General features: G+C 68.9%; 8 protein-coding genes. 5 read left to right on the plus strand and 3 right to left on the minus strand.

Going from position 1 to position 12,953, the window contains the following annotated elements:
• Positions 1 to 70: 70 nt before the first annotated feature.
• The 3 genes from B1H19_RS04635 to B1H19_RS04645 all read left to right on the plus strand — a co-directional run bounded on the left by B1H19_RS04635 (position 71) and on the right by B1H19_RS04645 (position 4,993).
• A complete protein-coding gene (locus B1H19_RS04635) occupies positions 71 to 2,068 on the plus strand; it encodes an NUDIX hydrolase (protein WP_083103308.1) in 1,998 nt (665 codons plus the stop codon).
• A gap of 138 nt (positions 2,069 to 2,206) precedes the next feature.
• Entirely contained in the window at positions 2,207 to 4,174 is a 1,968-nt protein-coding gene (locus B1H19_RS04640; protein WP_083103310.1) for an ABC transporter ATP-binding protein, read from the plus strand.
• A gap of 156 nt (positions 4,175 to 4,330) precedes the next feature.
• Positions 4,331 to 4,993: a class I SAM-dependent methyltransferase gene (locus tag B1H19_RS04645; protein ID WP_083103314.1), complete on the plus strand. Its 663-nt coding sequence runs from the start codon at positions 4,331 to 4,333 to the stop codon at positions 4,991 to 4,993.
• Here the strand turns inward: B1H19_RS04645 and B1H19_RS04650 are convergent.
• From B1H19_RS04650 to B1H19_RS04660, 3 genes are read right to left on the minus strand one after another with little or no spacing between them, the layout of a single operon-like run.
• Positions 4,963 to 7,719, minus strand: coding sequence for an alkaline phosphatase family protein (locus B1H19_RS04650; protein ID WP_083103316.1), 2,757 nt, complete (start codon positions 7,717 to 7,719; stop codon positions 4,963 to 4,965). The genes B1H19_RS04645 and B1H19_RS04650 overlap by 31 nt on opposite strands.
• A gap of 4 nt (positions 7,720 to 7,723) precedes the next feature.
• Positions 7,724 to 9,082 (minus strand): ABC transporter permease, encoded by a 1,359-nt coding sequence (locus B1H19_RS04655; RefSeq protein ID WP_083103319.1) that lies wholly within the window; start codon positions 9,080 to 9,082, stop codon positions 7,724 to 7,726.
• A complete protein-coding gene (locus B1H19_RS04660; protein WP_083103321.1) occupies positions 9,079 to 10,020 on the minus strand; it encodes an ABC transporter ATP-binding protein in 942 nt (313 codons plus the stop codon). Before B1H19_RS04660 ends, B1H19_RS04655 begins: the two co-directional genes overlap by 4 nt.
• Positions 10,021 to 10,521: 501 nt before the next feature.
• Here B1H19_RS04660 and B1H19_RS04665 point away from each other — a divergent pair.
• Entirely contained in the window at positions 10,522 to 12,414 is a 1,893-nt protein-coding gene (locus B1H19_RS04665; protein ID WP_083103324.1) for a RiPP maturation radical SAM C-methyltransferase, read from the plus strand.
• Positions 12,414 to 12,938 (plus strand): DUF5825 family protein, encoded by a 525-nt coding sequence (locus tag B1H19_RS04670; RefSeq protein WP_159027988.1) that lies wholly within the window; start codon positions 12,414 to 12,416, stop codon positions 12,936 to 12,938. The genes B1H19_RS04665 and B1H19_RS04670 overlap by 1 nt, the downstream gene beginning before the upstream one ends.
• Positions 12,939 to 12,953: the final 15 nt, after the last annotated feature.

The raw sequence follows: 12,953 nt of genomic DNA on the forward strand, positions 1-12,953 counted from the left end.
CGGAGGGTCAGAAAATCGAACATCGCGTCCATGACGGCGTCAACCAGAAGCGCGCGGCGGGTGAGGCCCGATGACCGCCACGCACTCCGCAGCCGAGATCGCCGCCTTCCTGGCCGTCCACCCGGCCCCGGTGATGGCGGTGGACGCTCTGATCCGGGACGCGGACGGCCGCCTGCTGCTCGTCGACCCGTCGTACAAGGACGGATGGGACCTCCCCGGCGGCATGGTCGACGACGAGGAGCCCTCGGCGGGCCTGACCCGCGAACTCCGCGAGGAGCTGGGCATCCAGGCGCACATCGGACGCCTGCTCGCGGTCGACAGCCTCCCCAAAGAGTTCTACGGCCGGTCCCTGGTCGCCCATATCTACGCCGCCCGCCTTCCCCAGTCCACCGCTCTCGCCGACCTGGTCCTTCAGCAGGACGAGATCCGCGACGCCGCATACGTCCCCGAGCGGGAGGCACTTGAGCGGCTGCCGGAGGTGCTGCGCCGCCGGGTCGCCGCCGCGCTGGAAGCCGAGCGCGGCGCGCACACCGCCCACCTGCGCGAGGGCTGCCCGGTACCGGTCGACCGCCGCGACCACTACGCCACACTGCCCTCCCCGATGGTGTCCGCGACCGCGCTGATCACCGACGAACAGGGCCGCGTGATGGTCGCCGAGCATTCCTGCCACCACGGGGACGGGAACCCGTACGGGCTGCCCGGCGGCATGGTGCTGGCCCACGAATCGCCGCGCCAGGGCGCGGCCCGCGAGATCGCCGAGGAACTCGGCCTGACCGACGTGCCCGTCGGGCGGCTGCTGGCCGTCGACAGCGCGCCGGCGCACCTGTACGGCCGCGCGCTGGACCTCCATGTCTTCGCCGTCGGGCCGCTCACCCCCGAACAGGCCGCAGGCATCAGGTTCCCGGACGGCGAGATCGTGGCGGCGCACTGGCTCACGCCCGCCGACGCGCTCGACCGGCTGCCCGAGCATGTCGGCCGACGCCTCCGCCACGGGCTGCAGGCCCTGGCCACCGGCACGGTCGCGCATCTGGAAAGCGGCCTCCCCCAGCCCGGCTCCCCCCTCGGCATCCCGCCGGCCCGGCACGCCCAGCCGGAGAGCACCGGAGCGTCGACCGGTGCCGACCACCGTGCGGTGCGGCCCAAGACGCACACCGCGGCCACGGTTCTGTTCACCGACCGGCAGGAGCGCGTCCTGGTCGTCCGGCCGACGCGGTGCGAGGACGGGCGGTGGCTGGTGCCCGGCGGCGCCATCGACAGCGACGCCGGGGAGACACCGCGCGAAGCCGCGCAACGCACGGTGCACGAGGAGTTCGGCCTCGACGTGCCCGTCAAGGCCCTGCTCGCGACCGACTGGATCCGCGCCGCCTCCGGACCGGCCGAGGTGATCCACGTCTACGACGGAGGCACCCTCGACGACGCGGCTCTGAAGGCGATCCGGCTGCCCGAGCGGGAGTTGTCCCAGTGGCGCCTGGCGGACCCTGAGGAACTGCACGGGTTGCTCATGGAGCGCCTCGTTCCGCGTGTACACGCCTGCCTTGCCGCCCGCGGAGCAGGCGGCGGCGCGATCGAGCTGGTCAACGGCCGCCCGGCCGCCGAAGGTGCGGTCGCGATCGTCCACCACCCCCGAAGCGGCGAACTGCTTCTGCACGAACGCGATGACGCCGCCCCCTGCTGGCCCGGCTACTGGTCGCTTCCGGGTGGCGATGTCGAGCCCGGGGAGTTCCCGGACGAGGCCGTACGTCGCGAGCTGGTCGAAGAAGCCGGACTGCACACGCCGACGAACGCGGACTTCGTCGAGCGCATCTGGGACCGCGACGGCTCCGGCCGGCTGATCTCGGTCTACGCACTGCCGTATGACGGCACACCCGAGGAACTCACACTCGGCGAGGGACGCCAACTACGCCTGGTCGCACCCGAGAAGCTCGACGGCTACCGCATCCCGCCCTTCCTCCGTGCCGTCGTCGACCGCTGGCTGGCGAACAGGCGGCAACCTGGGACGGCAAGGTCATCGACCAGCGGCTCCGGAGCGTTCAGGACCCCGAGTGCGAAGCCGTCAGGGACCGGCTGAACGAGCTGTTCCCCTGCCACACCAGCGTCCTCCCCCGTCACTCTCGCCTAGCACCGATCGTGTCGCTCCCTCCCTCTCCCTCTCCTTCGCCTCCCTCTCTTTCCCTCCCTCTCTTTCTCTCTCCCTCTTGGAGGTTCGGTGTTCACCTGGCTCAGCAGGCCACCCCAGCAGTCGACGTTATCCGACAGCGAACAGCTCCTGTTCAGCGGCGCGTTACGGCATGACAAAGCATGGGCACAGTACGAGAATCCGCTGCTGAGGGTGTCGTTCTGGTCGATGGCCAAACAGTTCCCGGCGATGATGGCGAGTGTCGCGCGGGCCGCGTGGCGGGAGGATCCCCGGGCCCTCCTGGTACTGCTCGCGGCGGAGCTCGGAATCGGCCTGATGCGTGCCTTCACGCTCGTGGCCACCAATCAGGTCCTCATTGCGATCTTCTCCGCCGGCCCGACCACCGACCGCCTGCTGGACGCCGCTCCCGCCCTCGGGACGGCAGCCGCGGTGACAGCCGCGTCGTCGATGCTGTCGGCGGTGAGCGTGGCCGCGTCCGGCCGCCTGGAACCGAAGATCGAGCGGGCCTGCACGTCCCGCTACTACCGGGGCCTGGCCCGGGTCGAGCTGGCGACGCTCGTGAACAAGGAAACCCAACGCGCTCTGGACGCCGGCCGCTACGGCATCCGTTCCATCCGCTCCATGCTCAGCTCCTCGATCCAGGTCATCAACACCGTCATCGGCCTTGTCGCGGCAGCCGGCGTCCTGCTGCTCCTGCACCCCGTCCTCGTACTCGCCCTGCTGCTCATCGCAGCGCCGAAGGCATGGGGTGCGGTGGCGGTCGTCCGGCGGAACTACGCCTCACGAAGCGTTTGGCTCGACCATGTCCGGGCGACCGACATGGTCACCTACCAACTGTCCAGGCCGGATGCGGGCCCGGAAGTCAAAGCGCACCGAGCCGGCGAACTGCTGACGGGCGCCTATGAGGACATGGCTGCCACCGCCGCGCTGGAGAAGCAGCGCCTGGCCTACGCCGAGGCCGGTACGGATCTGATGGCCTCGGCGATGTCGGGGGTGGCCGCGCTCGTCTCCTACGGAGCGTTGTGGGCGCTGCTGTGGTTCGGCGCGATTCCGCTGGCGGCGGCCGGTACCGCCGTGGTCGCGGTGCGGACCTCCAGCCAGAATCTCGCGAGTCTGGTGATGAGCGTGAACCGGCTCTACGAAGAGTCGATGTACCTCGCCGATCTGGAAACGGCCTACGAACTGGCCGAACGCAACGCCATCCCCGCCGGCGGCCTCTCCCTCCCCCAAGGGCCTGTCGAGGTCCGCTGCGAGAAGGTGTCGTTCTCCTATCCCGGAGCCGAACAACTCGCCCTGGACGAAGTGTCGTTGATGGTCCCCGCAGGAAAGGTGGTGGCGCTGGTCGGGGAGAACGGATCCGGCAAGACGACCCTTGCCAAGCTCCTGGCCGGGCTCTACCTGCCCACGCAGGGTCAGGTGTTCGTCAACGGCGTCGACGTGCGCGAGGCCGACCGGGACGCCGTCTTCGACCGCGTGGCCCTGTTGTGCCAGGACTTCCCTCACTGGCCGATGACCGCCCGCGCCAACATCCACATCGGCCGCCCCGAACTCGACCTCGACCAGGAACGGATCGAGCAAGCCGCTCGCGAAGCCGACGCCTTGAGCGTGGTGGACTCGCTGCCTGACCGGTGGGAGAGCATCATCGTCAGCGGCTTCGAGCGCAGCACCCAGCTCTCCGGCGGCCAGTGGCAGCGCATGGGCAGCGCCCGAGCCCGGTACCGCCGCGCTCCGCTGCTGATCGTCGACGAGCCGACCTCTGCACTCGATCCCCGGGCGGAGATCGAGGCGTTCCAGGCCCTTCGGTCGATGACCGACAACGGGACCACCGTGCTGCTCATCACCCATCGGCTCGCGGCCACCGCGACCGCCGATCTGATCTACGTGCTCGACCGCGGCCGCGTGGTCGAGCACGGCAGCCATGCCGAACTCATGACCCTCACCGACGGCCACTACCGCACGCTCTACGAAATGCAGGCCGCCCAGTACGCCCGGACCCCGTCTTCCCCTGTCCTTCCTCGCCCCACCCCGCACAGCTGAACCCCGGTTTACTCCGTTCCCCACACAAGCCGGGCCGGACCCTTCGCAAGGGCGATCCGATGGCCACATCGACGGTCCCGAGGAGGACGCTTTCCCGACTCCACCCGCCACTGACCGCCCCCTCCCGCCCCGTATACACAGATCTCAGGAGACTCGGTGGGGTACACCACAGAAGACGAATGGAATGCGCACTACCGGGACGGCAGGTCCTTCCGACCGCTCGGGGACGCCGAGCGGGCCCTGATCGAGGCACACCTCCCGCCGTCCCCTGGTGCGCTCGCCCTGGAGGTTGGTTGCGGCACGGGCGAACTCGCCCGTCATCTGGTCGCCACCGGCTATCGGGTCGACGCGGTCGACTACGCCGAGGCCGCGATCGAGGCCGCACGCCAGCAAACGGACCTCGCCGCCGCGGTGACGTACGCACGGTTCGACATCGAGACCGGCGAACCCGCGGATCTCCCACACCACGCCTACGACCTCATCGTTTTCCGGCAGAGCTTCGCGTTCGTCCGCGACCGCGTCCGGGTGGTCAACCGACTCCGCGAGCGGCTGCGCCCCGGCGGCACCCTGTGCGTGATCACCCCGGTCGTCGCCAACGTCCCGGACCACAAGCGCGACATTGCCCTCGACGACGGCGAGATCGGCCTGTTGACCGCCGACTGGCACCACGTCGCCCGGTTCGACGCCGAGGGCCTGGCTTTCATCGTGCTGCGCGACCCCCGGCTTCTGCGTGGGCTTCCGGCCGGTAGTGACGCCGGCCGGAAGCCCCTTGCCGCGATCAGCCGTCGTCAGCCGTCGGACTCCGACGACGGGATGTAGGCGCCCGGCACGTCCTTCGGTGCGTAGATCTTGGACTCACCGGGGTAGGGCTTGGCCCAGTTGTGCGTCTGGTACCAGGTGAGGTGGTTCATCTGCGCGGGGTTCGCGAAGTCGGGCACGGCGTGGGGGCCGGTCAGACGCTGGTGGGACTCCCACTCCTTCCATTGCGCCACGAGCGTCTGCTTGTCCGCCGGTACCTTCGCCGTCGTCGGCGCGAGTGCCGCCTTCCTGTTCTGCGGGGCCGGGGTGTCGGCGCCGCAGGGAGGCGGGGTGCTCAGGCCGTCGGTCAGTGAGATCCGGTTGGGCTGTGCCGTGAACGGGGTGTTGTCCGGCTTCCGGGTGAACGCCCCGTACATCGGCGTGGCCGCGCTGTCCTTCTGGTTCATCGGGTGGATTCCGAGGATCTGCTCGACGGTGCGGATCATCGTCATCTGCGAGTAGTAGTGGCTGTCGACCTTGCCGTGCTGGGCCCACGGGCTGATGACCTGGACCGGGGCGCGGTGGCCGTCGACGTGGTCGATGCCGGCCTGGGAGTCGTCCTCGACGACGAAGATCGCCGAGTCCTTCCAGTACTTGCTGTGCGAGATCTCGTCGACCATCTTGCCGACCGCGAGGTCGTTGTCCGCGACCTCGGCGGCCGGGCTCGGCGGACCGCCGGTGTGGTCGTTGGAGAACCAGAACATGTTCAGGTTCGCCGGGCCGTTCTTCTCGAATTCCTGCTTCCAGATCTGGTACTTGTACACGTCCGGGACGTCGAGGTCGAACAGCGGGAAGCCGGGCACCGACACCTTGTTGAGCGACGGGATCGCCGAGCCCGTCTGCATCGGGTACGCGGTCCGCTGACCCGTCGCGGCCATGTTCTTGGCGTCGCAGTACAGGTTCGGCCACGTCGCACCGGCCGGTTTGCTCTCGACCGACTGGAACTCGCCGTAGTCCTTCACGGACTTGCCGACCGCCTGCGCACCGGACCATATGAAGCCGGTCTTCTGGTGGCCGAGGACGTCGTTCTCGGTGTCGTAGCTTCGCGCGTACTCACCGGCCGAGGACTCGGTGTACTCCGGATTGTCCGACTGCATCAGCCAGTTGTGGCCCTCGGCCGAGTTCGTGCCGATGTCGTAGAAGTTGTCGTAGAGCCCGAACTGCTCGGCCAGCGCGTGCTGGTTGGGCGTCACGTTCTCGCCGAACTGCGTGAACGTCGAGTTGCCGTCGCCCTGCGGCAGGTCGCCGAGGACCTGGTCGTAGGTCCGGTTCTCCTTGACGAGCAGGAAGACGTGTTTGATCGTCGAGGGGTCGCCGAGCCGCACGGGGACCGGCAGCGGCCTGGCGTGGCTCGTGCCCTTGGCCGTCGTGACCGATCCGGGCGTCCAGCCGTTCTGCTTGAAGACCCTGGCCGTCTGGGACCTGATGGTGCGGTCGTCCGGCAGCGTGAACTGCGTCAGGCTCGACGTCGTGTCATGGGTGCCGTGTCCGCCGGTGGCGGAGGGGCGGCGGGCGTCGATCCCGCGGGTGTTGGAGACGACCACCTTCTTGCCCACGGCAGCGACCCCGGAGGGGAAGTAGTCCGTCGGGAGCAGACCGATGTAGCTCGCGGGCTCCTGAGGGGACTTGTAGCGGTACACGGCGACCGCGTTGGCGCGGCCGAGCGTGACCAGCAGGTGACCGTCGTCGGTGAGCGTCACCGCGTTCGGCTCGTAGCCGACCGATGCCTCCGGCCACGGCTGGGTGGAGATGGTCTGCACGACCTTGTCCTTGGCCGTGCTGATGACCGACACGTTGTTGTCGGCGGTGTTGGTGACGAACACCGCGCCCTTGGTCGCGTACACCGCGGTCGGGTGCAGACCGACGTCGATGGTTCCGACGGAGGCGGACGGGTCGGCAACATTGACGACGCTGACCGTGCCGGTGGTGCTGGCCCCGGTGTGCGGGTTGGCCACCACGTCGGTGCCGTAGGAGTTGATCGTGGTGTCGCCGGGCTTCGCCGGGCGCCCGCCCTCATTGCTGACGTACAGCTTGCCGCCGGCCAGGGCGAGTCCGCGGGGGGCGTTGCCGACTGCCCAGCTCTGCTTGACGGTTCCGGTCGCGGCGTCGATGGCGACCACCCGGTTCTGGCCGTTGACCGCGGAGTACACGGTGGAGCCGTCGGCCGAGAACACCGCCGCGCCCACCAGCGCGCGCTTTGTGCCGTCGGCCGGGATGGAGACGGTCACCGGGTTGGAGAGGGTGCCGTCCGCGCCCACGGTGAACTTGGTGTAGCCGTCGGCCTGGCCGAGCCACAGCTGCTTGCCGTCGGGCGAGTACGTCGGTCCCTCCTGGCCGACGGAGCCGTTCTTGATGCGCAGGTCGTCCGCCGCGTTGGTGCCGACCTTCTGCTTCACCTGCCCGGTCGCGAGATCCATGACGACCAGCGACGCGTCACCGTCGGCCACCGAGGCCGCGAGGTGGGTTCCGTCCGGGCTGACCGCGGACGACATGATCTTGCCGTCGTTGAGGACGGTGCGGCTGCCGTACGGCTTGATGTACTGGTCGCTGGAGATGACCTGGCCGTTGGCGGTGACCTGCGCAACCTGCTGGGTGCCAAACTGATACGTCGAGGCGACCGCGGTACCCGTGACCCCGAGGGCGACGGCGATGCCCGCCGTCACCAGCAAGGTCCGGCGGCCGACGCGTCTGCCGAAGAGGTTGACCTGCGCCTTCTCGTTCACCCGGCGCTGCCGTGTTACCTGCATGGAACTATCCCTTCGAGGTGGTGTTCAGCAGCTCGACGTTGCCGTCGAACTGCCACAGCGGATTCGGGGAGTCCCCGGTCGAAGTCCGCAGCAGGAAGTAGCCGTTCACTTCCTTCGGTCCGTCACCGTCGGCGACGAACCGACCGTCCGGGCCGATGTCGAGCTGGTAGATCGCTGTCCCCGCGACGGCGATGCCGGGGAGATGCCAGGTCACGACGCAGCGCCAGTCGTTGCCCGCCCCTTCCTGGGCGGCCTGGCCGTCGCTCTTGGTGCACGCCGCCGTGGTCCGCAGCTGCGTCTCCGTGACGGCGGGGCGGTGGAGCTGTCGGGTCTGTAGCCGATAGAGGTGGGCGAAGGCCGTGGCGACGGACCGCTGAACCGTGCCCTGCTCGATTCCGGAACCCGTCGAGGGGGTCGCCACGGCGAGGGCCGCAACGGTGAGCGCGGTCAGTCCGGCCGGCGGAAGGAGCCCGACGGTGAGCGCGCGGCGCTCGGAACCGTCGTGGACGAGGTTGGTGAAGTCCCGCCGCAGGAACAGCACATAGGCCAGCGCGGTCGCGAGCACGGCCCACGCGAGGCTGACGACGATGCCGATCAGGAGCGGGCCGAGCTGCACGGGGCTGGTGAACAGACCGTTCCAGGCGATGAAGGCGTAGCTGGGCAGGGCCAGGCGCACGGCGGCGGGCAGCGGCAGCATCTGGGCGAGCTGCATCGCGAGCGCGACGAGGCCGGGCAGCAGCAGTCCCATCGGGGACCGCCCCAGCGCGACGGACCCGAGCAGTCCGATGGCGGCGAAGGCCAGGGTGGGGGCGAGCACGCAGACCCAGGCGAGGAGGACCTTCGCGGCGGCGTCCGTCGGCGCGAGCAGGTGGCCGTCGAGGCCGACCAGCGGCTGGTTGCCGACCGCCGCCACCCCGCCGGCCGCGCTGGAGCAGGCCAGCCCGGCCACGAGCAGCAGCAGGACGGTCACGCTGGCCAGTGCCTTCGCCGCGAAGATCCGTCGGGGCGACCGGACGGCCACGAGCAGGTGGCGCCAGGTGCCGAGCCGGTCCTCGGAGGCGAACACGTCGCCGGCGACCACCGAGGTCAGCAGCGGGAGCGCCCAGGTGCCCGCGAAACCGAGCATGACCAGCGGACCGGCCCACCCGGTGGCGTGCATCCAGCGGCCGAAGAGCGTGTCGGAAGGGAGTGTGCTCTGCTGACTGACTCCGGCGACGAAAAGCGCCGGCGCGATCCAGCAGGCGAGGACGAGCAGGCGGATGCGCCATTGCGAGAACAGCTTGACCAGCTCGAAGCGGTAGGTGCGCGGCACCGAAACGCGCCGGGCACCGGCGACGTTGCCTTCGGCGAGGGTCGCGGTCATCGGCCCGCCTCCGGCTGCTCGGTGAGGGCGAGGAACGCGGCCTCCAGCGGCGACACCACAGGCGCGAGCTCGCGCACCGCGATACCCGACCGCACGAGCCGCACCACCAGTTCGTCCAGGGCGGGCACCAGCGTGCGCACCACGAGCGCCTCGGCGTCATGCCGTGCCCCGGTGCCGTCGACGACCCGGATGCCGGCCGTGTCGGCGGCCAGCCGGCGCGCGGACTGCGGGTCGGAGGTGAGCAAGCGGTAGTCGAGTTCACGGTTCTCGGCGGCCAGCTTGTTCAGCGGTCCGGAGAAGACCACCCGTCCGGTGGCGAGGATGGTGACCTCGGAGCACAGTGCCTCGACGTCATCCATGCGGTGGCTGGAGAGCACGACGCTGGTTCCGTCGGCCGCGAGCCGGGTGAGGACACCGTGCACGTGTCGTGTGCCCGCCGGATCAAGGCCGTTGGAGGGTTCGTCGAGCACGATCAGCCGGGGCTTGGTGAGCAGGGCGGCGGCGAGCCCGAGCCGCTGGCGCATGCCGAGGGAGAAACCGCGAACCCGGTCGTCGGCGACATCGGTGAGCCCGACCTGGTCGAGCACGTCGTCGATCCCCGCTGTCCGCGCGTCGTGGCCGCGGAGAGCGGCCAGCGCGGCGAGGTTCCGCCTGGCGGTGAGCGAGGGGTAGAGACCGGGCCCGTCGACGAAGCCGGCGACGCCGTCGGGAGCGGCGAGCGCCCGCCCGACCGGCATGCCCAGGGTTTGCAGGCTCCCGCTGTCGGCGACGGCCAGTCCCAGCAGCAAGCCGAGCAATGTCGTCTTACCGGCACCGTTGGGGCCGACCAAGCCATGGATCTGACCCTGCGCCACATCCAGATCGATGCCGTCGAGTGCGACGACATCGCCGAAACATTTCGTGATTCCGCGAGCCCGAACCGCGAGGACTGCGTCCATGAACCCCCTCCTTGCAAACCGTCAAGGACCGTAGGGACGGCAGAGAACGGTGGCACGGAGACCAGCTGAACGTTCCGGGAACGGGGAACGGCTGGCACCCGAATCAGTGATGCCCCGCTGCCGGCGTTCAATGCTGGGACCGGCACTCTTTCGGCGACGGGATCAAGAACCGGCGCGGCGTTCGGGCCTGACCCGACTTCGGGGACGAGGCCGCCGTCTCGATGACGTCGGCTCGTCGGCCGGCATGCGCACCGTGTTCATGTGGCGGCCCCTTGCGCACGCCTCGGCAATGCTCGACGCTAATGGCCGACGAAACGCAGGGCCCCAGCCGATGGTGAGCCTTTTCGGTCACGCGCCATGCCAGTTCGTGATTCCTGATCAGCGTGTCCGGTCGTGTTTCAGCTGGAGCAGATCGAGGGACAGCGCAACCAACCCCCCAGGTGCAGATTTCCGTTCGACATCAGCCGATCGTTTCAGGTCATCTGACGAGAAAGCCAGGATATGCGGATCGCACTTGTCTCCATGCCGTGGCATCTGCTGGCCACGCCTTCTCTGCCACTCGGGATCTTACAGACCCAAACCGGCCGGTGCCGCGGTCAGCACGAAGTGCGCTTACATTTCGTGAATCTACGCTGGGCCGAATACCTCTACGAAGTCACCCACGGTGCGATCACACCGCACGACTACGAATACGTCGCGAACATCGGCGTCTGGCACGGTATGGGTGACTGGGTCTTCACCTCGGCGCTCTACGGAACGCCGCACTGGCGCCGTGAGCGTTTCCGCGCCCATCTGGCCGAGAACGGCATCGACCCGGGCAAGTCCGAGGCGATGGCGGAGCACGCCGCCGACTTCGTCGCCACGCTGGCGCGCGAGATCGTCGCCACGGAGCCGGAGGTCATCGGGTTCAGCAGCACGTTCCAGCAGAACGTGCCCTCGCTCGCCATGGCCCGGGTCGTCAAGGAACTGGCTCCGGACATTCCCGTCCTCTTCGGCGGCGGGAACTGCGACGCTCCGATGGGAGCGGCCCTTCAGCGGAACTTCCCCTTCGTCGATTACGTCATCAGCGGCGAAGCCGAGCGGTCCTACGTGGAATTCATCGACCATCTCGACGGCGTCCTTCCCGCGGAAGCGGTCAGTGGCCTTTCCTGGAGTACGAAGGACGGCGACACGGTGACGAACCCACCCGGGGCGCCACAGCCGATGGACGAAGTGCCGTGCCCCGACTACGACAGCTACTTCAGCGCTCTCGGGAAAAGCCCGGTCACATCCTTCGTCAAGCCGACCCTTCTGTACGAGGCCGCACGTGGCTGCTGGTGGGGGGAGAAGCACACCTGCACCTTCTGCGGGCTGAACGGACTGACGATGAAATTTCGCGCCCGTTCCCCCGAGCATGTCCGCCGCCATGTCCAGGAACTTGTGGAGCGCCACCGCATTCTCGACATCGTGGCGGTGGACAATATTCTGGACATGGCCTACTTACGGACGCTGCTTCCTGAGCTCGCCGCCGCCGATATGGACCTGAATTTCTATTACGAGGTCAAGTCCAACCTCGGCGAAGCGGACATCGCCATGCTGCGCTCCGCGGGCCTGGTCCACATCCAGCCGGGCATCGAGAACCTCAGCTCGGACGTTCTGAAGATCATGAACAAGGGGGTGCACGCCACTCAGAACGTCCGGCTCCTGCGCATGTGCGAGGAGCACGACGTGACCGTCGACTGGAACTATCTGTACGGATTTCCCGGTGAGCGGGAGGACCACTACACGCCGGTCGTCGACCAGTTCCCCGCCTTGGTACACCTCCAGCCGCCGGCCGGCGCCGTACGCATTCTCTTGGAGCGCTACAGCCCCTATTTCCAGCGCCCGGAACTCGGCTTCCCGCGTCGCCGCCCCGCCTCGCTGTACGACCACGTCTATGACCTGCCCGAGGCTGAACTCCACGACCTCGTCTACCAGTTCGACACCCCGGCGGCGGGTATCGAGGAGGCGGCGGCCACGCGGCTGCGCACGGCGATCGAGACATGGCGTGACCACTACGCGGCCAGCAGCCTGGTCCTGCGCCACGACGACCAGGACGCACCGATCATCGTGGACCGGCGGGTGGGATGGCCGGCACGTGAGATCAGGCTGGAGCCCGGTGCCCCCGCCGCCGTGTACGAGGCGCTTCGTACCCCGCGAAACCCGCGTGCGCTACGGCAAAGGCTGGCAGCAGAGGGCCACGACAGAGAAGCCGCGGAAATCGGCTCCTGGCTGCGTGCCTGGAAGGACCAGGGACTCGTCTTCGAGGAGGCCGACCGATTCGTCGCGCTGGCCACGAACAGACCGAGCATCAAACGCGACGCGCACGCCGGCGCGATGCCGTACGCATCCGAGCACGTCCCGGCCGGAGGTTGATGATGGCCAAGACCGCTCCCCGTACAGACGAGATCCGTCAGGTGTCCTTCGCCGCCGACCGGGCGCACGAGACCGTGGAGTTCGTCCGCTCGCTGCGGGAACACACCGCACACGCACTGCCCGTGCTCTGGCGAGCCGACCTGTCCCGGCTCCCCGCTCCCCGGATCCTCTTCCACCTGGCCCCTCCGACACAGGCGGATCGATCCACCACCGTGCACACCTGGCAGGAGACCTACCGGTACGGCCTCCTCCACTATCGCCGCGGTCCCGGATTCCTGATCGTGCGCGACTCCCGTCCGGGCGCTGTCCGGAAGGAGATCGTCCTGGACCGCCCCGAATCCGTCGGAGTCTTCGACCACTTCGCCCACCCCCGGCCGCTGCCCGCAGCAGACGACCCCTCATACCCCTCGGTCCAGAACCTGTTGACCGACGGCCTGCTGCTCGCGGTGGGAGGACTCGCGGTCGCTCTTCCCTACCGCCTGCACCGACTCCCGCTCCCCATCGAGGTTCTGGGGCACGGGTAACGGCCCGCCGGACGG

This window comes from Streptomyces gilvosporeus (assembly GCF_002082195.1).
GTDB classification, from domain to species: Bacteria; Actinomycetota; Actinomycetes; order Streptomycetales; family Streptomycetaceae; genus Streptomyces; species Streptomyces gilvosporeus.